The organism is Mesorhizobium sp. WSM4841 (genome assembly GCF_055811515.1).
This window is the reverse complement of record NZ_JBVVQC010000003.1, coordinates 108036-130697: the sequence shown is the minus strand read 5'-3', so window position 1 is coordinate 130697 and position 22662 is coordinate 108036. Positions and strand designations below refer to the sequence as shown.

The following is a 22662-nucleotide window of genomic DNA, read 5'->3' as shown; positions in this document are numbered from 1 at the left end:
CGGCCCGCGGGCACCGGGCGGGGGGGGGGGGGGCGGGTTATTTTAATTGGTGGCTTTTTGTTGTATTTTCACCCCCCCCCCCCCCCCCCCCCCCCCCCGGGGCCCCCCGGGGCGGGCGTCTCCTCCCTCTCGCTCAGGTCACCGAATGATTTTGACGATCTTGCGTGTGCCTGGATCAACGATAACGGTCTGATTGTCGACGACGACATAGCGGTATTCGACGTCGGGAACTTCATGAAGCTCGACCGTATCGGGTAGCGTTGAGCCGATATTGAGCTCCACCCCAGGGATCTTCACCGAGGCGAGCGGCTGCTTTTCCACATATTCCCTGATGACGGTCTCCTGCTCAGGCGCGATGATCACGTCCTGAGCGGCAGCGGCGCCTATACCTGCCAGTAGTAGAAACCCCGCGGCTACAGTGGAAAGTCGCATTTTCATAGTTGCCTCCTTTATGATGTGACTTTAGCTGAGCTCTTTTGGCATCATCTTCGCGCCAGACTCATCGAAACATCAGGCCGCTGCAAATGTTCCTTGGCTGGGCTTCGGTCCGATCCGAGAAGCCTTGCCATTGGACTTAAGTCTGACCTGCCGCGCGCATGGGTCCGGCTATCGATCCGCCCGGAACCGCGACCGCTCGCACTCGTTCGCCGCAAGTTCATGGGAGGAGTTCAAGGAGAGGAGTGTCTAACACCCTCATCCAGCCTGTTTCCAACCGACATTCAGACCCCGTGTTAGGCTTCGCCAGGAGAAAGGAAATGGCCGACAACAAGTGAAATCGAGACTTCCTCGACCACGACCGCCTGTCGGTCGACGAGTATTACGAGGTGGAACATTTCGCACGAGAAAATGGCGTTTCGCCCAGCCAGGTCAGCAAGCTGATCAAAAAGAACGGCAACGATCGGATGACCCTTACTCAAGCAGTGAGAGCCTTGCGCGACCGGAAGTGAAAAACCCGCCGCATCTTCCGCCGCGCGGGCGATCAGGCGTTGCACTATCTGTGCCGAAGGATCGAAAGCATCGGAGTTGGCGCGTCATGGCTTGCTGCCTCGCTCAACGAGGGCAGTGGAGTTTATGCGAAAAAACCCGTCGGGTGCGGTTTCCGTCCAGCCCGTAAAGCCCTAAGTTCCCTAGCGATTGATCAGTTGCAGATCAAAGATGGCGTCGCTTAGCGTCGTTCGACGACAGATTGGCCGGTTCTCTCGAATCTTGCCGCTGGCGCGACGCGCCGCCGACCGGGCCGTTGGGGATATGGCGCCATATAGAGCGACAAGACTGATCGATCGATGGAATGCACTGTCGCTGGCCACTCAGTTTCTGCTCGCCGGCGGGCTATTCTCGCTGTCGGCGATGATCGTGGTGGGAATTTCCGTGACAAGCCAGATAGAAGCCGCGGTCACCCGGAACTCGGCTTCTGCGACCGCTCTTTACGTCGACAGCGTTATCGCGCCGCTGCTCCCCGACATGCGCAGGAGCGAAGTGCTCGATGAGAGCGTTGCCCACGCGCTGGATGAAACGCTGGGACAAGGCGCACTCGGCACAAGGCTCGAATCCTTCAAGCTCTGGCGCCGCGACGGCACCATCCTCTATTCAACCAATAAAAATTTGGTCGGGAAGCGCTTTCCACTCAGCGACAATCTCCGGGCCGCATTCGCAGGCGACATAGTTGCTGAATTGGACAGGCACTATGATAACCAGGCTGAGAGGGACAGCGGCTTGCATCTTCTTGAAATCTTTAATCCGATGCTTCAGCCGTGGTCGGGCGAAGTCGTGGCTGTTTTGGAATTCGACGAGATCGCCACCGATTTTGAAAAGGACCTCCGGCAGGCACTCGTTCGGACCTGGTTCGATGTCGCAGCGGTCACCGCTATTTTCTTCCTCGGGCTCTCGGCGATCGTTTTTCGTGGCAGCCGCACGATTCGTTCCCAGAGCCGCTCATTGAAGCAGCGCATTGCCGAGCTTTCCGATCTGGTTGTTCAAAACAGAATGTTGAGACTGCGGGTGCAGCGTGCCTCGCAGCGCGCCACGGCGCTTAACGAACGTTACCTCAGGCGGATCGGCGCGGACCTGCACGACGGGCCGGCGCAACTGGTTGCCCTCGCGGCGCTGGGGATCGACAGCCCCGTGCTTGCCGATTCTGCCACGCCGGCTGCGGCGCGCGCACGGGAATTGCAGGCAGTCAAAGCCAATTTGGACGATGCGATGCGAGAAATCAGGAATGTCAGCAAGGGCCTTATGCTGCCGCATGTCGAGAATGCCGAGTTGACGGAAATCCTCGAGCTTGCCGTGCGAGCGCACGAAGAGCGAACCGGCGTCAAAGTGATGCTGTCCATGACCGGGGGGCACGCACCCTTGTCACCAGCGGCCAAGATCTGCATCTTTCGCTTCATTCAGGAGGCGCTGAACAATGGCTTCCGCCACGCCGGGGGTGCCGGTCAATCGGTCGCGAAACATTTCGACGGGGAGCGCGTTTCTATCGAGGTTTCCGACACCGGCCCAGGTTTCGACCCGAAGATCATCCACCCTGAAAGGCTGGGGCTCATCGGGCTGCGTGAGCGGGTAGAAAGCCTCGGCGGCCAATTTAGTGTAACATCTTCACAGAATGGCACGGTGGTGAAAATGGTTCTCAACATAGTTGAAATAGGACAGGCGTGATGGCAGCGGCCATAAAGCTCGCCATCATCGACGACCATCCGCTGTTCAGGGAGGGCGTCGTGCGCACTCTCGAGCAGATCGGCGGGTTCGAGATCGTTGCCCAAGGCAGCAGTAGAGATGACGCCTTGCGGATATCGGAAGACCAGCAGCTCGATATTCTCCTGATGGACATCTCGGTGCCTGGAGGGGGCCTCAGCGCGATCGAACCGGCTCTGGAGCGGCACCCGGATCTGAAAATCGTGATGCTGACCGTTTCGGAGGAAAACCAGCACGTCATGACCGCCTTGCAGAGTGGGGCAAGAGGCTATGTCCTGAAGGGTGTCGGGTCGAGAACCTTGGCCGCGATACTGCGCACGGTGGCGTTGGGCGAACGGTATGTTTGCCCGCAATTGTCGGCGCGCGTGTTGGTCGACCTGTCTATCCAGTCAACCGCGACCGCGAAAGTTGACGTGCTGGCCGAGCTCACCAATCGTGAAAGAGAGATACTGACGCTCGTTGCCGCGGGATTGAGCAACAAGCGGATCGGTCTTCAGCTGAACCTGCACGAGAAAACCATAAAGCATCACATGACGCGAATTCTCGCCAAGCTCAATGTGAGCAACCGAACCGAAGCCGCGATGACACTGCGCGACGCGACCGAGCATCAGCATCCGCCTGCCCGCCATCCTGCGTGAAGCAAGGTAGCCTTGCGGCCTGTGAACTCGCCATCACTCGATCATGGCGAGCAGTCTTGCCCGATCGGAGTTCGTCGCCTGCCGCCGAATGATGGTGCGGCCCATGGCATCCCGCATTTCATAATGGCCACCGTCGATGCGCTCACTGAGCCCGTTGGAATGCACCACACCCACACTTGGCCCGCGCACTTCGATCCGATCTCCAGTGGTCGCGTTGACATAAACTTTTGGCTTGTTGCCGGGGTTTACCCCGGCAACTGGATTTGCCGGGGGACTGCCTATCGATGATTTTGATTTGCCCTTGCCCGCGTTGGCATTGGAGTTCGAACTCCCGGGAGTTCCAGCGTTTCCAGAGTTCCCGGGGCTTCCAGCGTTCCCGGAGTTTCCAGAGTTTCCGGAGTTCCCAGAGTTTCCGGAGTTCCCAGAGTTCCCTTGTGCCTGGGCGGCCTGCGGGCTAAGCGTCAGGGACAGGCCGTCCTGTGCCACACGGTAGGGGCTCACGACGAGAACCAAGGTCGATGCGGTGAGGCAGATGGCGACGCGAAGCCATCGAAGAGATTTGAGCCTAAGCTGCGATTGAGAGCACGCAGGCCGCGCATTCATCCTGGCGAGAACTCTTGTCTCACGGAGCCGGCGTTGCGGCCGTATCGCGTCTGTGATCAATGAATTTGCCAATAGCACGCCAGAATATCCTGACCGTCACGGTCTGCGTTGCATTTCTACCTGTTTCGAATTCGCCCGAGCCAATCCTCTGTACTCTGCACCATATCACGCTTTCGCCATCATCAGGCGGTGTCAAGACCCACCAGTCTCAGGGGGAGAAACCGGTGGGTCTCGCTAGCGCAGGAAGGGACTCATTACTGCGCAAGTGTGTTGCCTTCATTGATCGGGCCCATCAGCCGATAATAAGCCCGACGGCTGCGACCCCGAACACCAAGCCAAACACCGGAAAAAGCAGCCAACGTGCCTGGTGAATGCTGGGGTCCATTGCAGCCTTCCTGTCACGGGTCGACATCGCAACGACGCCTGCAGGAGCTCGGTTCCTGAAAACTCTCCCATCTCAGGCTTTTGCGATAGCAGTCCCGGACCAAAGCACTGCTTGCGCCAGCCCATGGTCGGCCAGCGGGCAGACTGAAGTCCTATCTCAGGCCTTTTTTTGAGCATGAAGGGCACCCGTCGAGGGGTATCGGCCGGAAGGGTCCTCAATATGCATGCAAAAAGCCCGCCAGCATGCATGCAAAAAGCCCGCCAGCTTGAACGGCGGGATGTACTGGCGACGTAAATAGCAGTCGCCGTTCGATGACAGGAGACTGGTCTCCAACTTCAATCAATGCATGTTGAAGGGTCCGCCGTGGGGGCAGCGGACCCCTCCTTTATTCCGAACAAGGGCGTTAGGTCAGAATAAGGACGATCGTGAGCGTATCCGGGTCGACGATGACGATTCGGCCATCAGCCAACACGAAATACTCATAGGATTCGTAAGCCGGGACAATCTCGACGATTCGCGGTGGCAGACGACGCAGTCTGACCTTCTGCCGCGGAACCTCGACACCCACTGAGATGTCAAAATCGACGCTGGCAACCGGTTCGACCTTTTCCTGCTTGAGGATTTGGGTGATTTCCGTTTTCTGTTCAACGGTCACATTGCTGATCGCGCCGGTCGAAGTCTCATCCTGTGGCTGGGTAGAGGTCGTGCCCTGAGTCTGCTGCTCGGTAGTGGCACCGGCCTCGCCCTGGGTCTGCTGCTCGGTCTGGACCTTGGTCTTGTCCTGCGCCTGTTGGTCGGTTGTGGCGCCAGCCTCGCCTTGGGTCTGCTGCTCGGTGGTTACGCCGGCTTTGCCCTGGGCTTGCTCATCGATCTGCATCTTCGCCTTGCCTTGATCCTGCTCCTCGGTGGTGACGCCGGCCTTACCTTGGGACTGTTCGCCCATCGTACCTTCCGGGCAACCGGCCGTGCCGGCCGGGCAATCGGCGCCCGACTGGCTTTGGGCCGGCTGCTGTTCCTGAGCGAATGCTGCACCACAGCCAACGCCGATGGCCAGCATACTGGTGATCAGAACTTTTTTCACGAGACATCTCCTTCGAAAAGTCCGTCCCTTCACGGGGAAAACCACCTCTAAAAAGTTTTGTTCCAGGCGAATTGACCGGGCGGAAGCTATCGGAGCCTGTTGGAACAGTCCGCACCCAGGCGCGCCGTACTGAGCCATGGTGCGCGCCGAATAGGGCTTGTGTCTTTGTTCCAGCAGAGGTGCGGGTTCCTTTGTTCGGCCCACGCGACGTCCTGGTAGGGGTGGAGATTGAAAGATCCGCGCCTCGCTGCTGACAAATCTCTTCCAACCGCCGGTTGGTAGACGCCGGGCAGCCGGCGCGCGTAGGTTTTTTCCCGGTCCGCGCGCACCGGGCACATCCCAGCAAGCCGTGCTTGGTGACCGCTTGATCGCCCCGTCGCACCTGCAGGTACGGCGGGCTTTTTTTGTCTGTGCTAGAACTTGTTGTAATCAGCACAGCATGTTCTTACGCAGATAATGTAAAATCGAAGGCCAACGCTCCGTCGCAGACGCAGCCTTGGAAAGTCAGAAAACGTGGAAGAATCTATTTGGGAAACCAACAAGATCCGTGCGACGCGCGTTCGGCGGACCGTCGAACACGGAAGGGCGCTGGTTGAGGACCTTCGCTACACACTGGCCCTGTCACAACGCTTGGTGCAGGCGTCGCGTGCGCTGCTGAAGCGGTCCAAGGACCAGGGCGTTGCTACTGAGCCTTGAAACCGAAAGCAGCCGAAAATGGTCGGACCGGGCCATCTTGCCTTAAAAACTGCCGAAAGCTAAAATTACATTAGCAAGTTGGACATAGTTCAAAGCAGAAGACTTGTTCGCGAAATGGACAAGAACACTGGTCGCAGTCTCCCTGAATGGCTTCAGAGGCATCTGCCCGATGATCCGGTGATCGCATGGGATATCGCCACCAAGATTTCGACAGAGACCCAGGGCAAAACTGGGCTTGGTCGCAGCGTCATCAGGAAGGGCGATCGAAACGAGAATTTGAACGAGAAACAGGACGAAGCTGACGCCGTCGTCAGCGAGCCATACCCGGTCGCCTTGCTCCTGGTTCTTTCTGTACTCTCGATGGTGGGCGGGGCAGTGTACGCGGTCCTTCGTTGGGAGGAGTTTCTATAGCGGCGAACACAAACCTGCGGTTTTTTTCCGTTGAGGATGGAACACTGTCCTGCGACGAAAGTTTAGTGCCAGCAGCGTAGTATTGTCCCCCATACAAATGCTGCGAGATCGGTGGCCCCGATTAGCCCGCGTCCTCTCCCCGAGGGCGCGGGCTTTCTGCTGTTGTCACGGTCTTTCCGGGCCGCCTATGGTGCCGCCGGGCGGTCTTTGCGAGTGTTCGGTTTTCATCGGGAGCAATGGAGTTCAAAGCGCCCTCGGCTGCAGGTTGCAGCGGTACACAGCGACATTCCGCATGCGGCCTCAATCCTGCGATGAGTTTTGCTTCAGTTAAGAATTGGTCCTTCCTTGACAGCAAAAAGTGCTCTTCACATATTTTCCCGCAGCCGTCGCTCACGGCTCTCGTGGAAGCTCAAACACTCGTTCAGTTGAATGGAGGTTGTAATGAACGACAGGACTTTCGCCCGGCCTGTTTTCGTCAGGAAAGGGGAGTTCACGGTGGAGGAAATCGAATGCTTGGCTGATGCTTTCGAGTTCCTGCAGGAATGGCCGAAGAATCGCAGAGGGCCAATCTTTGACACGGCGCTCCGAGCTTGCCAGCGCGCCTATGATGGCCAAGTCCCCATTTCAGTTGCACGCGAGGCTTTCGCCGGCTTCGCCAGATCGGCCAAGATCCTCGAGGACGTCTCTGCAGCTATACCCTGGATGACGGCACCGAAAACCGGTCGTGGTGGCGTGATGGCGTAACCGATGTAGTTACCCTAAAGCGCGTGGCGTTTGCGACGCGCTTTAGGTTCTTGTTTTTATGCATGTCGTTATCGCAAAACCGCTGCGCACTTTTGCGCGATATGCATTAGCGAAAAGATGGCCAGCGCCGCTGGGAGCGGGGGAGGTGGGGTTGCCTAGATTGGCGCCGGCCAAGCGGCGTTGGGGTTCGCAACGAAGGAAGAAGTTCGCCAGATTGATTATGGCGTGATCGCGGAAGTTGGCCGGGCCTGCCGATAGCGGCGCTCCTCTATGCCTCCGAGGCTTTCTCTTCCGACGTTATTTGCTTCGATGGGCTTTACCTTCAGCACGCTCCCCCCTTGGCGTCGGGAGCGGCTTTGGAAGCGCGTCCAGGAACATGCTGGGCCACGGCCCAAGGACATGCCAAAGCGGCCGGCGACGCAGTGGGTCAAACCAGGAATCAAAGCCCGTGTGAAGTATCTCAGGGGCGAGGACGAACTTCGGCACGCTTCGCTGCAGGATTTCTGGGACGAGGGCTAAAGCGGGACATCTCAGATCCCATACCTCATGGCAATGAAGACCACCGGTGCAAGGATCAGGAAGATCGCCATTACTATAATAACGGCAAGGGCCAGGTTCTCTGCTCGCCTGACAATGGCAGCGACCTCATCGTCGCTCGACGAAATGAGATCAACCACCGAGAAATCTGTTGGGTTAGGAGTTTGATTGTCATTTGCGGGTCGGCTTGCGACCTCATCGACATTCTGTCTGCTCTGGATAAGGGTCACAGTTCTTTCCCCTGTTAGGGTGCCCGCCGATGGGGGACAAACAGCGAGCACCCGGTGAGCCACCGATGAAGGGACTTTGCTCGGCGGCCCAATCCAAATGCATTGGTAAGGTCTTGGTTGCCGGCTCTCAGCCCTCTGTCTATGACGCAACGACTTCAGTCTTACCGCATGTGGGACCATAGCCCTGCGGCGGAACTAAGTACCGCCGGTCCCATTTGCCGACCAGTGATAATTCAGAGATAGGAGAGGTGGCCATGGCTGACGGTCCAACGGTTGTTAACTCAGGCGGAAATGGCGGCGGCACTGCTGTCGCCGTCGTTCTCGCAATTATCGCAATCGTGATCCTGCTGTTGTTCACCGGCGTTATCAACATCCCGGGCGGGGGCGACGGAAAGGACCTCGATGTAAAGATTGAAGCGCCCAAGGTTGAAGCACCCACGGTCGAAGCGCCCAAGGTCGAAGCGCCAGCCGCGCCCGCTCCGGCAGAGCCGGCCGCACCTGCCCCAGCCGCACCTGCCCCAGCCGCGCCCGCTCCGGCAGCACCTGCTAACGGCGGCTGAAGGACGCGTTCAGGGGAAAGGTCCGCAACCTACAGCCCCGCTTTGATTTGGTGAGCGATTGTCAGTCGCTTGCGGCCGGCGCCACTTGGGGGGCGTCGGGGTAAATTGCCTGTAGAGCGCCGGCCGGCGGCGATGGGGTCAGCGGGGACGGCCCAGCGGCTTGGTTGCGAGGGGGACTGGCAGCTGGAGGCCGCTGGGCCTGACCAGCGAGCCTTTGGGGTGCTCGCCTGGCTGGCGAATAGATGCGCTCAAGCTAATGGAATTGAAACATGCGAACGAAGTACGTGGCGATAATTCCGCTGTGTAGAAGCCATAAGGTGCCCCGCAATGGGTCAATACATCTGGCACCGCAATTGCATGGTCAGGTGTGGGGGAATGCGGTGGAAGCCCGTCGCTTCGCTAATATAGCGGCGGGTCTTCTACGTACCGGTCGCATCCCAGCCTACGCGCTGCTGTCCGTCTCGCTTTCCTCGTCGATCGACCGCACCGGCAAATAAGCATTGGTGTCAAGCCACTCGCGCAGCACGATCTGAATGAGGTCCGATCGGCCGATTTTATTTCACCAGCAATGGAGTTGAGTGCGCCCTCGGTTGCCTCCAGCTATCGAGATCTCGGTATGGATCGTCGCCAGCAACAAACGGCACGAGTTGAGGATGTGCCGGCGAAGACCTTCGCCGAGTTCAAAGCCGCGTTTGCCAAGGGCCAAAATTTCAACGAGCACATCCGCAATCACTTCCGGTATTATTTGGTTGCGACCGATAACGATGCTGCGTGACCTGCCGATCGGTATTCATCGTGTTCGCTTTGGTGAATCGCCTTGCTGTTTCCACTCGCGTTGGACCTCGATTTCCTCTGGTTCTTTCTTGTCGACCGTCGCGGTCTCGCTGTCGGCCTCACTGGCCGCGCGAAGCAGTTCGTCCAGTTTGGCGTGCAGCGCCTGCGTATCGCGATGCTCGGCGCGCTGGATGAACAACGTCATCGCCCACGTCGCCAGTGTCGCAATGGCGTGCCAATCGAGGCTATCCCGATCGAAGATTAGCCAGAGGCCGGCATAGGCAAAAAAGATCAGAAATGCCTGCGGGCGCGACGTCAGCGTGCCAATGTGGGTGATAGTGCTTCGGACCTGGTGGTTTGCCATGTGCAAGGCCTCCTATGTATCTCCATAGGATAGCGGCTGGCGGTCCGGGGAGTAGTGACCAAGATCGCGCATGTCGAGGGTCCTGGTCGCATATGGGGCACCCTAAAAAGTGCTCTGCATCGGGCTTGATCTGCCGATCGTGACCTCTGCCCGGGCATCCAGTGGCTTCGCCCGGAATTGCGACGCTGACGCGTCCTCGGTGACTTACTTTCGCGCCGTGGCCGTTATCACCACCCCGTCACCAATGCCAATTCCCCGCGCCATGCAGAAGATTTTGGAGCGGCAAGCGGCATCGTCAAGCGTTGGCTAATATAGATGAGCCCGCTTCATCCAATCGATGGATGAAGCCCATATGGGCCGGTGCTACTTTGATGCATAGCGCGACCATGGCAAGGCCAGGGACGGCAGCCCGGTTTTGCTGCCCAAGAAGCCCGCTGGCTCTAGGGGCTGAATATGAGCAAGACAACTCTCATTGCTATCGCTATCCTCGCGATCAGCGTCGGCTATGCCGAAGCCGCGGACCGTAAGGTCGAAACCGCACCCCTCGGGACGTACGCCAATTCGAAGAACCTGCCGGTTTGCACCGCGTCAAGCTCACTCTTCGAAGTCCTCGGTGACAAGTGTTTTCTCGTCAAGGGTTCGATGATCTATGGCGACATCGCCGAGCTTTCCCAGATAATCACTTTGGGCTGGTAGCCGGAGCAACAACGGCGCTCGACGCTAATTCCGCAGCCTTACGCCGACACCACACTGCTATCGGCCGTGCCGTTGATCGAACTGCTCGAACTGGAGACCGACAGCGGCACGATTGAGCTGGCCATGAATAGGATCGTCGCCCGCCAGCGAATTCCCCCTCATGAAAAAGTCTGACGCGAGATTGATTTGGTTTAAAGCCGCTTCTTTGCGCGTGAATCGCAAGAGTTTTCCCAGGGGCGGTGGGGACAGGGCGATCTTGTCGTCGACATTTGTCGACTGGCCACCCCAACCGATCTTCGTCGGTGTATCCACGATCCGCTGTATGCCGCGCTACTGATCTTTCATGCGCAGCAAAGCGGGTGACGCCCTAGCAATCGACATCCGGTACCCAGGCGGCGGAAGCCTGGCGATTCAAGAGCGTGTCGCAGTGTTAGTTCCTTCGAACGCCTTGTCGTTCTATGAAGCACCTGCCTGCGATCCGAACCCTAGTTCGTTTTCAACTGGCCGACGCGGTTTTCGGCGATCCAGCGGGCGGCGAGCACCAATGCGCCCATACTGAAATCCTTGCCATGCTTGGCCACCATTTCTTCCGACAGGTTGGCGAGCCGTTCGAAAAATTCGTCCTTGCTCTCGTCCTCGGGTGTGGATTCCGTTTGCATCTTTTCCTCCTTTTGCATGCAACCACTATTTGAACATCTGCGCGGGAAAAGTGACGATCGCGGCGGTGCCGTCTACCGAACCTACCGCCAGGTGCCGTCCGTCGCCCGACCAGGCAAGCGCCGCGATCTCACCGCCCAAGGATCTGACCAGCAGTTCGTCCCGCGCGCCGATCTGGGCTATGGTGATCCGGCCATTGGTATAGCCGGCTGCAATCAGTTTCTTTTCCGGGTGCGCAGCCACCGTCTCGACCGGCACCAGCCCGGCGCGGCCAGTCTCCAACGCGCCGGAGGCATCGCCGTGAAGCGGCGGGGCGGTCATTGACCAGCCGGCGATCCGGAATGCGCCCGATGTGAACAGCGCATTCTCCGGCAGGCTCCAGCATACTGTCCGGACCGGCGATGGAAATCCTTCGACGATGTCAGCTCGGCCATCGGTCACGCTGACCAAAGCAAAGCCTCCGGTTTCGAGCCCGCAGGCCAGCCAGGTGCCGTCGCCACTCCAGCGGATCGACACGGGGCGCGCTGAAAAACTGATATCGCTTATCAAGGTCGCGTCGCCTTCGACAATCCAAATCGATAATCCGTCCTCCAGACCATAAGCGAGGCGCCGTCCACCCGGCGAAAAGGCAAGCGCGTCCGTGGACGGTGCCGCACCATGTCGCAGTCTCAACGCGTCGCCGTGGCCGCGTGACAGGAAGACATCCTGCCCGTTGCTGACGGCGGTCATTGCCGTCTGGGGGCTGTGGTCGATAGCGACGATCGGTCCGTCGATCTTGACCAGCGTCTCCATCACGCTGCCGTCCGCGGTCAGATGCACCGCCTCGCCGGCCGCTGTTCCGACGAGGAAGCTGGACCGAAGGTAGCTGGCGAGCGGGATATCGCCATCTCCTAATGCAGCAGTGGCAATCAATGGCGCTGGTAACTTTTCCCTTGGGCGGATCGTCGTCTGGCCGAGATCGCCGCTCACTCTGATCCGCGACTCCGGCGGCTCCTGGTCCGCGACCGTGGCTATTGCGACCGTTCCGTCCATGCACGTGAAGGCGACTGTCAAGTCATCGGTGCTGAAGCGCAGATCGGCGATCGCCGACGGGCGACGCCAGCTCCGCGCCAGCAGGTCGAACAAGGTCAGGTTCTGTATCGCGTACTGGTTCATGGCTGGCTCCCATCGTAATTCTCATCCGGTGCCGCGAGGCTGCGGTCGACGTCCTCGACGTCGGCTTCCGCGGCGACGATGCGCTCCTCGCAAGCCGCACATGCGAGCATGATTGCCGCGGCTCTCTCCTCCGCTTCATGCAAGTCCTGCACCAGTTGCGCGTTCGCGCCGCTCCTGCCGATTTCGAGTTCCAGGCGCAACACATCCATCTCGATGCCGGCGCGCTTCTGATTTAGCCGCAGCGCCTCGGCAGTAAGCGCGGAGACATTGGCGATCAGATCGAGCCGGCGAGCGAGCAGAGCGTCACGCCAGTCAGGTTGCCCCATCGGATCCTCCTGCCATTTTTCGCTTCCAGCCATCGGTCCGTGCGGTTTTTCAAAAGCTGACAGCAATTTGGGCAACGTGCCGGCCTGCGAATGGAATTGTTTTTCAGCCGTTTCAATGTGGCTCTTGAGCTGATCCCAGATGTCGACGCGGATCATCGATGTCGTATCGCCGGTGAGGTGCTCGATCTCGTCGACGCGGAACTGGCGCGACAGCGAAACGCCGGAAAACACGAAGTCGCGCAAGAGGATCGCATGGTTCTCGATGAACAGATGGATCATCGGATGGGTTTCCGTGGTGACGCCGCCGGCGGCAAGCTCGGCCCGGATGAAATCCTGGAAGTGGCTCTGGAGGCGATGTTGGCTCTCGCCCATGAAGCGCATGACAAAGACCAGATCACGGGGCATCAGCCTGACAAGATCGCCGGTGACGCCATCGGCCTCGCTGGACATCGGCTCGGGCTGCCTCCGGCTGTCTTTGTCGTTCGCCACGGTTTTTCTCCAGTGCGAGGCCCGTCCGTGAGCCATCGCCTTCAAATAGTAGAGAAAGGAGAAGAATAAAATAGATGATGTTTGTTTTTCAAATTTGCTGCGAATGCTAACTTGATATATCGCAATTGCGAATAGATATTAAATATTACAGGCGCACGTTACAACTGTAAAAGAACGTTACAGTTGGCTATCAGCTCATATGCCGAAAGAGCGGCGATTTTGTTTTGAGCGCCAGCCACGGGCGCTGTTTTCAAATTGGCACGGCGCTTGCTTTGTACACTTCCATAAGAAGCCCATCGCGCTTTTTGACGCGGTGCCAAAAGAACGAAGGAACGGAGGAAGCAGGGACCAGTCGCGTCCGCTTCGATACGCCCCATCGCAAATGCGATTGGCGCCGAGGATCCCTGCCAGACGCCTCTAGAACCTTTGCCGCGATCCACTTGAACGGCCGAACCATGAGTCGCGCCTGAATGCGCAGCCCTTTGTCGTGCCGTTCGCACTCTCACTAGCGGCGCTGTGCGCCGCTTCATGCCGGGGGTCAAGGAACCTGCGGCTCAAACCTGGTGGAGGCTTATGACCATGACGTCTCTGACGCTCAACAAGATTACCTCGCAACGCGGAATCTCCGTGGGCGAGGCAACCAAGAAGATTGCCGATCTCGGCTGGAATCCTTCCTACGTCCAGGAAGCGATGACGTTTCCGACAGACTATAAGATCAACAAGACGCCGCGAGACCCGATGAAGCAGGTCCTGCGGTCCTATTTCCCCATGCAGGAAGAGAAGGACAACCGCGTATATGGCGCGCTCGATGCGGCGTTGCGCGGTGACATGTTCCGCAACGTCGAGCCGCGGTGGGTCGAATGGATGAAGCTCTTCCTGGCCATCATTCCCTTCCCGGAAATCTCCGCCGCTCGATCGATGGCGATGGTCGCCCGCATCGCGCCCGGCGAGGAGCTCAGGACCGGCTTCACCATGCAGATGATCGACGAGTTCCGTCACTCGACGATCCAGATGAATTTGAAGAAATGGTACATGGAGAACTACATCGATCCGGCCGGCTTCGACATCACCGAGGAAGCCTTCGGAAAATGCTACGCCACGACTATCGGCCGGCAGTTCGCGGAAGGCTTCATCACCGGCGACACCATGACCGCCGCCTGCATGTACCTGACCGTGGTCGCCGAGACCGCCTTCACCAACACGCTGTTCGTCGCCATGCCTTCGGAAGCTGCCCGCAACGGCGACTATGCGCTACCCACCGTCTTCCTGTCGGTGCAGTCCGATGAGAGCCGGCATATCGGCAATGGCCATTCGCTGCTGATGGCGGCGCTCAAGGAGCCGGAAAATCACCTCTTGCTCGAGCGCGACCTTCGCTACGCCTTCTGGCAGAACCACGCGATCGTCGACGCGGCCATCGGCACCTTCATCGAATACGGCACCACCAACCGCGACAAGAACAAGGAGTCCTACGGGGAAATGTGGCACCGCTGGATCTACGAGGACTACTACCGCACCTACATGCTGCCGCTCGAGAAATACGGCATCAAGGTCCATCACGACGACGTCCAGGCGGCCTGGGAACGCATTACCAAGAAGAATTATGTCCACAAGGTCGGACAGTTCTTCGCGGTCGGCTGGCCGGTCAACTTCTGGCGGATCGAAGCCCAGACCGACAAGGACTTCGAGTGGTTCGAGCACAAGTATCCGGGCTGGTACGCCGAATTCGGCGACTTCTGGAAATGGTACGCCAAGCTCAGCCACAAGGGCGAGAAGGTGCTGCTGTTCAACAGCGACGTCGGTTACGTCTATCCGCACCGCTGCTGGTCCTGCCTCGTTCCCTGCCTGATCCGTGAGGATATGGTTGTCGGCGAGATCGACGGCCAGCTGCACACCTTCGCCCACGAACTCGACAAATGGACTGCCACCGTGGCGTTCGCCGACGAGTATCAGGGCCGGCCGACGCCCGCGATGGGCCGCTTCAGCGGCAAGCGCGAGTGGGAGACGCTCTATGACGGCTGGGATCTGGCCGATGCGATCAAGGACCTGAACTTCGTCCGCTCTGACGGCAAGACGCTCGTCCCGCAGCCGCATATGCGCTTCGACGACACGGAGATGTGGACGCTGGACGACGTGCGAGGCAACAAGCTCGGATCGCCGCTCAACGCGCTGCGTGCCATGTCGCCCGCGGACCGTGAGAAGCACCTGGCGGAATACCGGGCCGGCTTCACGATCAATCCCTGCAACTGATCAGGCCAAGGGGCGGGTTCGTCCCGCCCCTTCTCTTACTGGAGGTCCGTATGTCGGAAACCCACACGGTCAGGCTTAGCCCGGTCGGCGTCGAATTCGATGTCGAAAATGGCGAAACGGTGCTCAACGCCGCGTTCCGCCAGGGCATCGCGCTGCCGCACGGCTGCAAGGAAGGGCAATGCTCAGCCTGCAAGAGCGTGTTGCTCGACGGCGAAGTCGACATGCTCAAATACTCGACCTTCGCGCTGAACGACATGGAGAAGGAGAGCGGCCACGTCCTTTTGTGCCGCTGCATCGCCTACTCCGATCTGGAAGTCGAGCTTCTCAACTACGACGAGGAGATTTTGGCGAAAGCGATCGCTGTGAAGACGTTCAAGGGCAGGATTGCTCGGATCGAGCACCTGACCCACGACATTCGCGGCATCGAGATCGAACTCGGCTCGCCGATAAAGTTCTGGGCGGGGCAATATGTCGACATCACGGTTACCACGCAAAAAGGGGAGACGATTACGCGCTCGTTCTCCATGGCAAATACGCCGGACCAAACCCAAGAACTCTCCTTCATCATCAAAAAATACCCTGAGGGAAAGTTCTCCGGAGAACTCGATTGCGGAGGCATCAAGGCCGGAGCAGAGGTCACCGTCGTCGGACCTTACGGAACCTGCTTCCGCCGCGACGAACGGCAAGGACCCCTGATCCTGGTTGGAGCCGGATCGGGCATGTCACCGATCTGGTCGATCCTAAACGACCATCTGAAGAGTGGCGAGAAACGTCCGGTCTATTTCTTCTACGGCGCCCGCACCCGCAACGACCTGTTCTATCTCGACAGGATCGCTGAACTCGTCGGCAATCATTCCGACGTCACCTTCATTCCCGTGCTGTCGCACGCGAATGACGACGCTGAATGGCAAGGCGAGCGCGGTTTCGTACACCAGAGTGTCGACGCCAAGCTCAAGCAACTGGCGGTCGACGGGCAGGGCGACGTTCATGCCTGTGGTCCGCCGCCAATGATCGATGCGCTTCAGCCGGTTCTGTTCATGAATGGGTTCGAGACGGAGCGGATCTTCTTCGACAAGTTCACCACATCGGCAGGTGCAACGCCGGCCCACTAAGAGGGCGGCCACGCAACTGTAACCACAACTGCAACAAGGGAGTGAAGACTATGCCAGCTACCTCGAGTTCAGTCGGATCCGGAGCCGCCGGCGCGGCGCTCTTTGCCGACTCCGACAGCCGGAAGTACCGGTATTTCGACCCGAAGGGCCAGCGTGCGACCCACTACGAGGACATGACGGTCGACGTGCAGCCCGATCCCGAGCGTTACCTGATCCAGGACTGGATCATCTCCTTTGCCGACGGCAAGGGCGCCTATGTCAAGCAGAACACCGCCGCGCAGAGCTCCAACTGGCATGCCTTCCGCGCTCCGGACCAGGAATGGGAGCGTACGCACTACCAGCGTCAGTCGAAGATCGAGACGATGGTGCAGAGCGTCATCAACAATGCCCGCAAATCGGGCGCGCCCAAGACTTTCGACAAAGCCTGGGTCAAGATCCTGCAGACGCAGCTCGGCGCGTGGAAACATGCCGAATTCGGGCTCGGCACCTCGCTGATGCAGGCACAGCGCTACGGCTATACCCAGATGATCAACAACGCGACGTTGACCAACTCGTCCTACAAGCTCCGGCTTGCGCAGGACATTACGCTCTACCTTGCCGAGATCGGCATGGACCTTTCCGGCTGGGACGACGAACTCGGCAAGAGGAGCTGGCTCGAAGACAAGAACTGGCAGGGCACCCGCGAAGCGGTCGAGACCATCATGGGCGCGACCGACTATCTCGAACAGTATTTCGCCATCAACATCGTCTTCGAACCGCTGGTCGGGGAAGCATTCCGCTCAGGGTTCCTGATGCAGATCGCCGCCGCCAACCATGACTTCATCACGCCTGCAGTGATCTCGGCGGCCGAGGCCGACTACGAGCGCAACCTCGCCAACACGATCGACCTCATGCACTTGCTCGCCAACGATGAGAAACACGGCGCGACGAACAAGAAGCTCTTCCAGGGCTGGGTCAAGAAACACGGCGCGCTCGCCGACAAGGCAGCCATCGGCCTGCAGCCGATCTGGTCGATGCCGCATTCCAAGCCAGTCGCGTTCGCGGATGTCCGCGCCAAATCCGAGGAACGGATTGGCCAGATCCTCGGCGAACTCGGCCTCAAGCGCTGACACAGGGAGAAATGCCATGTCACTAGCAGCACGCGACGCAACGCATTCCAACATCTTCAAGGAGATGAAGGACATCACCTTCGAACAGACGATTTCGCATCAATGCGGCGTCACCATGAATGACTCGGTCGAGGCCAGGGCCATCGCCGAATTCATGGGCCAGAAGCCGGGGGTGACCATCACCTACCAGCCGGCACTGATCCGCATCGACGGTGACGGCAAGCTGATCTTCAAGATGGACGCGATCGGTGAATATCTCGGCCGGGAGATTTCAGCGGAGACCTTCGAAGTCAACACCTCCACCCACTACGGCCGCATGGTTCGCGTCGACGACAACACCGTGATCCTGTTCGGCAACATGGATGAGATGTTCGAATACATCGAATAGCCGCCAAAAAAACCGGGCGCGCCGCCCTGGTTGCGGCGTGCCGAACCGATCAACGCCCATCTCGCGGAGGAAAGAATGTTTAGGACACCGGAAGGCAAGGATATCTTCGTGGTCGACGGCCACACCCATTTCTGGGACGGCAGCCCGGACAACCAGAAAAATGTCCACGGCAAGCAGTTCATCGATTGCTTCTACGCCTATCACACCGGGCTGAGCCCCAAGGACCAGCTTTGGGAGAAGAGCAAGTTCGAGAAATACAGCGCCGACGATCTCTATCGCGACCTGTTCATCGACGGTCCCGATGATGTGGCGATCGTCCAGTCGACCTATCTCAAGGACTTCTACAAGAACGGCTTCAACACGATCGAGCGCAACGCCGAGGTGGCCAAGCGCTATCCGGAGCGTTTCATCGTCAACGGCGCCTTTGACCCCCGCGACGGTGAGAAGGCTCTCGAATACATCCACTTCCTCAAGGAGAGCTACAACGTCAAGGGCGTGAAGATGTACACGGCCGAATGGAACGGCGCTTCCAAGGGCTGGAAGCTCACCGATCCCGATGCCTACAAGTGCTTCGAGCTCTGCGACAAGCTCGGCATCAGCAACATCCACGTCCACAAGGGCCCGACGATCCTGCCGCTCTCGAAGGATGCGTTCGACGTGCATGACGTGGATCACGCGGCGACGGATTTCCAAGGCCTCAACTGGATCATCGAGCATTGCGGCCTGCCACGCCTCGACGATTTCTGCTGGATCGCGACGCAGGAAACCAACGTCTATGGTGGACTTGCGGTAGCGCTGCCCTTCATCCATTCCCGCCCGCGCTATTTCGGCGAAGTCATCGCCGAACTGCTCTTCTGGCTCGGGCCGGAGAAGATCCTGTTCGGTTCCGACTACGCGATCTGGACGCCGCGTTGGCTGGTCGAGAAATTCTGGGCCTATCAGATCCCCGACGACATCGCTGCCGAACGCGGAGTGCAACTCACCGACGAGATCAAGGAGAAGATCCTCGGCCTCAACGCAGCGCGTCTATACAGCATCGACATCGAAGCCAAGAAGAAGGCGCTCGCCGGTTCGCCCTTCAGCATTGCGGCGGAGTAGGGGCCATGGCAACCGCCAGCGTTTCCGGCAACCGCGAGAACGAACTCTGGCGGCGCCTTGGTGAGGTCAACGACCCGGAGCTCGATGAACCGATTACCGAGATGGGCTTCGTCGAGCGGGCCGCGATGACGAGCGATGGCAGCGTGGAGATAGACTTCCGCCTGCCGACCTACTGGTGCTCGCCCAACTTCGCGTTCCTGATGCTGGACGGCGTCCGTAAGGCGCTGGACCAGCTCTCATGGTCGCCGGCCTATCGCGTCAAGCTGCACGACCACATGTTCGCGGAGGAGGTCAATCGCGGCATGGAAGCCGGCAAGACATTCAGCGATATATTCGCCGAGCTTGCCGAGGATCAGGATCTCGGCGCTTTGCGCGAAACCTTCAGGATGAAGGCATTCAAGCGGCGCCAGGAGGCAGTCCTGCGCGGCCTCAGGCAGCACGGTCTGACGGATCGGGAAATCCTCGGCATGGACTTGCCAGCATACGACGTCGCGCGGTTCGAGCCGGGCGAAGCGGCCAAGCAGAAGCCGAGATATAGGGAGGCTCTGCTTGAGCGCTTCCCCAACCGCCAAGCGGATGATCCTGTCTTCGTGACCTGGGAAGGGCAAAGCATACCGGTCGGCGCACTCGGTGCCCATCTCGCCGAATTGCGCGGTGTGCGCGTCAACATGGAGTTCAACGGCGCACTTTGTCGTGGACTCAAGCAGACCAGATACAAGGAACTGGATGTGGTCGAGGGCGAACCAACGCTGGTCGATTTCATCATGGACCGCGTGCCGGCACGAGCCGCGCCGACCGCCTGAAGCAGAGCTGAAAACAACGGCCTCCCTCGCACGAGGCCCCTAACCAACAACCCGCCCGTAAGGCGGAAGGAGGAATCATGCCCAAAATAATGCTTCACAACTCGGAAGCCCGCCGTGCTCTCGCCCGTGGTGTCTTTCGCCTGGCCGCTGCCGTCGAGCCGACGCTCGGCCCCAAGGGTATGAACGCCATGATCGACCGGCCGATCGGCACGCCGATGGTGACCCGTGACGGTGTCAGCATCGCCTCCGAAATCGAGCTGCATGATCGTTTCGAAAACATGGGCGCGCAGGTGGTCCGCGAGGTGTCGATGCAGACCAACGAGGTCGCTGGCGACGGCACCACGACTGCCATCGTGCTCGCCAACGCTCTCATCCAGGGCGGTGTAGAGGCGAATGAACGCGGCGTGAAATCCGTCGATCTGTGCAAGGGCATCGACCTTGCCGTTGCGGCGGTGGTGGCCGCGCTCAAGGCCTCGGCCAAGCCGGCAAAGGGGAACGGCATCCTGGCTTCGGTCGCCAATATCGCTGCGACAAACACGAAGCTTGGCGCGCTGGTGGCGGAAGCCCATCAGCGCGTGGGAGCCGAAGGTGTTATCACCACGGACTTCAGCGTCACCACCGAGACCACGCTCGATGTGGTCGAGGGCATGTCCTTCGAACGCGGCTATCTTTCTCATCACATGGTGACTGACCAGGAGAAGATGGAGGCGGTTCTCGAACGGCCCTACATCCTGATGACCGATCTCAAGATCAAGGAGCCTGAGGCGCTGAATGCGGTTCGCCGCATTGCCGACGAGGATGGTCGGCCGCTGCTTATTGTGTCCGAGGAAATGTCGCCGGAAGTTGTGGTGACGCTGCTCGGCAAGCAGGGACCTGGAAAATACCTCGTCGTCCATCCGCCGGAATATGGCCATTGGCGCAAGGCGATGATGGAGGATCTGGCCATCATCACCGGCGGCAAGGTGATCGCGCGCGACCTCGGCGGCCGGCTGGAGGACATCACCGCCGACGATCTCGGAACAGCCGACCGGGTCAAGACCAGTTCGTCCTACACCTCGATCATCCGCGGTGGTGGCGACCATGCGGCAATCGCATCGCGTCGCGCCCAGGTGCAGCGGCAGTATGAAGCTTCGCCGCCGAACATCGACCAGGACAAGCTGCGCGAACGTCTGGCCAAGCTTTCTGGCGGCACCGCGATCCTTTATGCCGGCGGTGTCACACCCGTCGAGCAGAAGCGAACCATTCAGCTCATCGAGGATTCGCTGAATGCGGTACGCGCCGCATCCGAAGAGGGCGTTGTCGCCGGCGGCGGTTCGGCGCTTGCCCAGATCGCGCCGCTGCTCGACAAGGTGTCGGCCGGCGTCGACGGCGATGTCGCCGAAGGCGTGCGCCTGGTGCGGTCGGTGCTGTCGCGGCCACTCTGGCGCATCGCCGCCAATGCCGGCGCCGATCCCGAAGCAGTTGTGGCGGAAGTTACGCGCATCAATGGCGGCTACGGCTACAACGCGTCTGCCGGCAGCTATCAAAACATGTTCGAGGCAGGGATCATCGATCCGGTTCGTGTCACCTACACAGCGCTCGCCAACGCAGCTTCGGTGGCGACGCTGATCCTGACCACCGAAACGCTGATTGGTCATCTCGCCGAGGACGAGGATCCGACGGCCGGACCGGCTCGCGGCGGCGGCTCCGAAAAGCTCGGCCGCGCCTAAGCAATCCGAACAATCTCGACGTTGAAAGGATACGACGATGAAAGCTGCCAGACTGTACGCATACGATCCGCAAATGAATGTCCAGCTCAGGATCGAAGAGGTCAAGGCGCCGACAATCACCGCCCCCGACGAAGTGATCGTGCGGGTCGGTGCTGCCGGCCTTTGCCGCACCGACCTGCATATCATCGAGGGTGTGTGGAAGCCGACCATGGATCCCGAAGGCACGCTGTTGCCCTACATCATGGGTCACGAGAATGCTGGCTGGGTCGAGGAAGTTGGCAGCGGCGTCAAGTCGGTCAAGCGCGGCGACGCCGTGATCTGCCATCCCTTTCGCTCGTGCGGGATCTGCCTCAACTGCCGGCATGGCGAGGACATGTACTGCGACAACGGCCAGTTTCCCGGCCTTGGCATGAATGGCGGCTTCGCCGAATATTTCATCACCAGCGAGCGCTCGCTGATCAAGCTGAACGCCAATGTCACGCCGATCGAAGTGGCGCCCTTGGCTGACGCCGGCATCACCGCCTACCGCGCCGCCAAGCGGGCGGCCAAGCTGCTAAGGCCAGGGAGTTACTGCGTCCTGCTCGGCATAGGCGGGCTCGGCCACATCGCGCTGCAGTCGCTGCATGCGATTTCGGGTTGCCGCATCATCGCCGTCGATCGCGAACCGGCGGCACAGGTGCTGGCCAAGGATCTTGGCGCCGACTACGTCCTTGATGGCGGGCCGAACATCGTCGAGGAGGTCAGCCAGATCACCGGCGGCGGCGCTCATGTGGTGATCGATTTCGTCGGCGAACTCGGCGTCGAGAACATCTGCTGGAAGATGGTGCGCAAGGGCGGCCAGCTATTCGTCGTCGGCTATGGCGGCAATATCAATGTGCCGACTGCCCATCTCGTCATCGAGGAGATCAACATCGGCGGTAGCCTGGTCGGCAATTTTACCGAGCTTGTCGAACTGATGGAGCTCAACGCCGACGGCAAGGTGAAGATGCACTACACCGAATACAACCTCGCCAGCATCAACACCGCACTCGACGATTTCAAGAACCGGCGGTTCACCGGCCGCGGCGTCATCGTGCCCTGAAGCGTCTGGTCGGGCCTGCACGGAGCGGGCCCGACGTTTTGGTTCGCTTGCCGGCCCGGCAAGCCTTTCTTTCTTGGGCGC

The 22662-nt window shown here is 59.6% G+C and carries 24 protein-coding genes; 15 read left to right on the top strand and 9 right to left on the bottom strand.

Annotation, left to right across the window (positions count from 1 at the left end; all coding sequences use genetic code 11):
• Positions 1–138: 138 nt before the first annotated feature.
• On the bottom strand, positions 139–438 hold the full coding sequence (locus AC0L14_RS04520) for a DUF1236 domain-containing protein (RefSeq protein WP_123150565.1): 300 nt from the start codon (positions 436–438) through the stop codon (positions 139–141).
• A gap of 293 nt (positions 439–731) precedes the next feature.
• On the bottom strand, positions 732–992 hold the full coding sequence (locus AC0L14_RS04515; RefSeq protein WP_473748756.1) for a hypothetical protein: 261 nt from the start codon (positions 990–992) through the stop codon (positions 732–734).
• Positions 993–1248: 256 nt separating this feature from the next.
• Between AC0L14_RS04515 and AC0L14_RS04510 the strand changes: the two genes are divergently transcribed.
• Both AC0L14_RS04510 and AC0L14_RS04505 read left to right on the top strand, forming a co-directional pair.
• On the top strand, positions 1249–2652 hold the full coding sequence (locus tag AC0L14_RS04510) for a sensor histidine kinase (RefSeq protein ID WP_473748867.1): 1404 nt from the start codon (positions 1249–1251) through the stop codon (positions 2650–2652).
• Positions 2652–3326 carry a LuxR C-terminal-related transcriptional regulator gene (locus AC0L14_RS04505; protein WP_473527615.1) on the top strand — a complete coding sequence of 225 codons (675 nt, stop codon included), beginning with the start codon at positions 2652–2654 and terminating at the stop codon, positions 3324–3326. Before AC0L14_RS04510 ends, AC0L14_RS04505 begins: the two co-directional genes overlap by 1 nt.
• A 33-nt stretch (positions 3327–3359) precedes the next feature.
• Here AC0L14_RS04505 and AC0L14_RS04500 read toward each other — a convergent pair whose 3' ends face one another.
• Together AC0L14_RS04500 and AC0L14_RS04495 are read right to left on the bottom strand one after the other, a co-directional pair.
• Positions 3360–3515 (bottom strand): hypothetical protein, encoded by a 156-nt coding sequence (locus AC0L14_RS04500; RefSeq protein WP_245319513.1) that lies wholly within the window; start codon positions 3513–3515, stop codon positions 3360–3362.
• A gap of 1202 nt (positions 3516–4717) precedes the next feature.
• Complete coding sequence (locus AC0L14_RS04495; RefSeq protein WP_473748755.1) at positions 4718–5395, bottom strand: DUF1236 domain-containing protein; 678 nt, start codon at positions 5393–5395, stop codon at positions 4718–4720.
• An 810-nt stretch (positions 5396–6205) separates the two neighbouring features.
• On the opposite strand from AC0L14_RS04495, the gene AC0L14_RS04490 reads away from it, so the two are divergent.
• On the top strand, positions 6206–6502 hold the full coding sequence (locus AC0L14_RS04490; RefSeq protein WP_473748754.1) for a hypothetical protein: 297 nt from the start codon (positions 6206–6208) through the stop codon (positions 6500–6502).
• Positions 6503–6943: 441 nt separating this feature from the next.
• The gene (locus AC0L14_RS04485) at positions 6944–7246 is read left to right on the top strand and encodes a DUF982 domain-containing protein (protein ID WP_473489240.1); all 303 of its coding nucleotides are present in this window, start codon (positions 6944–6946) and stop codon (positions 7244–7246) included.
• A 530-nt stretch (positions 7247–7776) separates the two neighbouring features.
• Here AC0L14_RS04485 and AC0L14_RS04480 read toward each other — a convergent pair.
• The gene (locus AC0L14_RS04480) at positions 7777–8013 is read right to left on the bottom strand and encodes a hypothetical protein (protein WP_192357035.1); all 237 of its coding nucleotides are present in this window, start codon (positions 8011–8013) and stop codon (positions 7777–7779) included.
• A 254-nt stretch (positions 8014–8267) separates the two neighbouring features.
• On the opposite strand from AC0L14_RS04480, the gene AC0L14_RS04475 reads away from it, so the two are divergent.
• The gene (locus AC0L14_RS04475; RefSeq protein WP_473489241.1) at positions 8268–8573 is read left to right on the top strand and encodes a hypothetical protein; all 306 of its coding nucleotides are present in this window, start codon (positions 8268–8270) and stop codon (positions 8571–8573) included.
• Between the two features lie 616 nt (positions 8574–9189).
• Positions 9190–9348: a hypothetical protein gene (locus tag AC0L14_RS04470; protein ID WP_473527610.1), complete on the top strand. Its 159-nt coding sequence runs from the start codon at positions 9190–9192 to the stop codon at positions 9346–9348.
• Between the two features lie 15 nt (positions 9349–9363).
• Here AC0L14_RS04470 and AC0L14_RS04465 read toward each other — a convergent pair whose 3' ends face one another.
• Positions 9364–9711, bottom strand: a complete 348-nt coding sequence (locus tag AC0L14_RS04465; RefSeq protein ID WP_123150589.1) for a low affinity iron permease family protein — start codon at positions 9709–9711, stop codon at positions 9364–9366.
• A 453-nt stretch (positions 9712–10164) separates the two neighbouring features.
• Between AC0L14_RS04465 and AC0L14_RS04460 the strand changes: the two genes are divergently transcribed.
• Positions 10165–10407 carry a hypothetical protein gene (locus AC0L14_RS04460; protein ID WP_258116479.1) on the top strand — a complete coding sequence of 81 codons (243 nt, stop codon included), beginning with the start codon at positions 10165–10167 and terminating at the stop codon, positions 10405–10407.
• Between the two features lie 485 nt (positions 10408–10892).
• Here AC0L14_RS04460 and AC0L14_RS04455 read toward each other — a convergent pair whose 3' ends face one another.
• Genes AC0L14_RS04455 through AC0L14_RS04445 form a run of 3 tightly spaced genes read right to left on the bottom strand, consistent with a single transcriptional unit; the run spans position 10893 to position 13034 of the window.
• Positions 10893–11066: a hypothetical protein gene (locus AC0L14_RS04455; protein WP_473489244.1), complete on the bottom strand. Its 174-nt coding sequence runs from the start codon at positions 11064–11066 to the stop codon at positions 10893–10895.
• Between the two features lie 25 nt (positions 11067–11091).
• A complete protein-coding gene (locus AC0L14_RS04450; protein ID WP_473748753.1) occupies positions 11092–12219 on the bottom strand; it encodes a WD40 repeat domain-containing protein in 1128 nt (375 codons plus the stop codon).
• Entirely contained in the window at positions 12216–13034 is an 819-nt protein-coding gene (locus tag AC0L14_RS04445; RefSeq protein ID WP_473748752.1) for a hypothetical protein, read from the bottom strand. The genes AC0L14_RS04450 and AC0L14_RS04445 overlap by 4 nt, the downstream gene beginning before the upstream one ends.
• Before the next feature lie 573 nt (positions 13035–13607).
• Here AC0L14_RS04445 and AC0L14_RS04440 point away from each other — a divergent pair.
• From AC0L14_RS04440 to AC0L14_RS04405, 8 genes are all read left to right on the top strand, one after another.
• The gene (locus tag AC0L14_RS04440; RefSeq protein ID WP_473748751.1) at positions 13608–15281 is read left to right on the top strand and encodes an aromatic/alkene/methane monooxygenase hydroxylase/oxygenase subunit alpha; all 1674 of its coding nucleotides are present in this window, start codon (positions 13608–13610) and stop codon (positions 15279–15281) included.
• A gap of 50 nt (positions 15282–15331) precedes the next feature.
• Positions 15332–16393, top strand: coding sequence for a 2Fe-2S iron-sulfur cluster-binding protein (locus AC0L14_RS04435; RefSeq protein WP_473527605.1), 1062 nt, complete (start codon positions 15332–15334; stop codon positions 16391–16393).
• 50 nt (positions 16394–16443) lie between these two features.
• Positions 16444–17502: an aromatic/alkene monooxygenase hydroxylase subunit beta gene (locus tag AC0L14_RS04430; RefSeq protein ID WP_473527604.1), complete on the top strand. Its 1059-nt coding sequence runs from the start codon at positions 16444–16446 to the stop codon at positions 17500–17502.
• A 16-nt stretch (positions 17503–17518) separates the two neighbouring features.
• Positions 17519–17890, top strand: a complete 372-nt coding sequence (locus AC0L14_RS04425) for an MmoB/DmpM family protein (RefSeq protein ID WP_006206781.1) — start codon at positions 17519–17521, stop codon at positions 17888–17890.
• A gap of 75 nt (positions 17891–17965) precedes the next feature.
• The gene (locus tag AC0L14_RS04420) at positions 17966–18988 is read left to right on the top strand and encodes an amidohydrolase family protein (protein ID WP_473527603.1); all 1023 of its coding nucleotides are present in this window, start codon (positions 17966–17968) and stop codon (positions 18986–18988) included.
• 5 nt (positions 18989–18993) lie between these two features.
• The gene (locus AC0L14_RS04415; RefSeq protein ID WP_473527602.1) at positions 18994–19791 is read left to right on the top strand and encodes an iron-sulfur cluster assembly protein; all 798 of its coding nucleotides are present in this window, start codon (positions 18994–18996) and stop codon (positions 19789–19791) included.
• Between the two features lie 77 nt (positions 19792–19868).
• Positions 19869–21500, top strand: coding sequence for a chaperonin GroEL (gene groEL, locus AC0L14_RS04410; RefSeq protein ID WP_473527601.1), 1632 nt, complete (start codon positions 19869–19871; stop codon positions 21498–21500).
• Positions 21501–21537: 37 nt separating this feature from the next.
• Complete coding sequence (locus AC0L14_RS04405; RefSeq protein WP_473527600.1) at positions 21538–22581, top strand: NAD(P)-dependent alcohol dehydrogenase; 1044 nt, start codon at positions 21538–21540, stop codon at positions 22579–22581.
• Positions 22582–22662 lie beyond the last annotated feature (81 nt).